The sequence below is a fragment of the Vibrio sp. 1978 genome (assembly GCF_033344345.1).
The window spans coordinates 1-504 of record NZ_JAWPOP010001104.1 but is presented as its reverse complement, the minus strand read 5'-3'; the positions used below and the strand labels follow the sequence as shown (position 1 = coordinate 504).

The window sequence follows — 504 nt, the reverse complement described above, 5'->3', positions numbered from 1 at the left end:
GCCAAATACCACGCGTTTCACTCTGCTGTGCAACAGTGCTCCTGCGCACATCGGGCAAGGCTCTAGTGTGACATAGAGAGTGGTGTCTAAAAGTCGATAGTTTTCTAACACAGCCCCTGCGTTACGTAGAGTCTGAATCTCCGCATGTGCTGTTGCATCATTAGAGCAGATAGAGCGGTTCCAGCCTTCTGCAATCACTTCTCCATCTTTAACTAATACCGCTCCCACAGGCACCTCTCCTTCCAATTCAGCTTGTTCAGCTAATGCAAGTGCACGGCGCATAAAAATTTCGTCTTGTGGGGTAAATTGATGCTCAGACAAAAGGGCTCCAGAAAGGAAGGTAACTATGAATAGCGAAATATTACCACCAACATCGCTTTCACTACAGCAGGACATAAGTTTTGGAGATGCGCCTCTTTCGTAATAGCACCTCAAAACAAAAAAGCGCAGACCTTTCGACCTGCGCTTCTCTAATATTCGATCATTTACATCGTGTATGTGTAC

The 504-nt window shown here is 46.0% G+C and carries 1 protein-coding gene; it reads right to left on the bottom strand.

Translation table 11 applies throughout. From position 1 onward, the window contains the following. Window positions 1-321, bottom strand: a 321-nt coding sequence (gene tadA / locus R8N49_RS30880; protein WP_318190919.1) for a tRNA adenosine(34) deaminase TadA, incomplete at its 3' end; no start/stop codon positions are given. Window positions 322-504 lie beyond the last annotated feature (183 nt).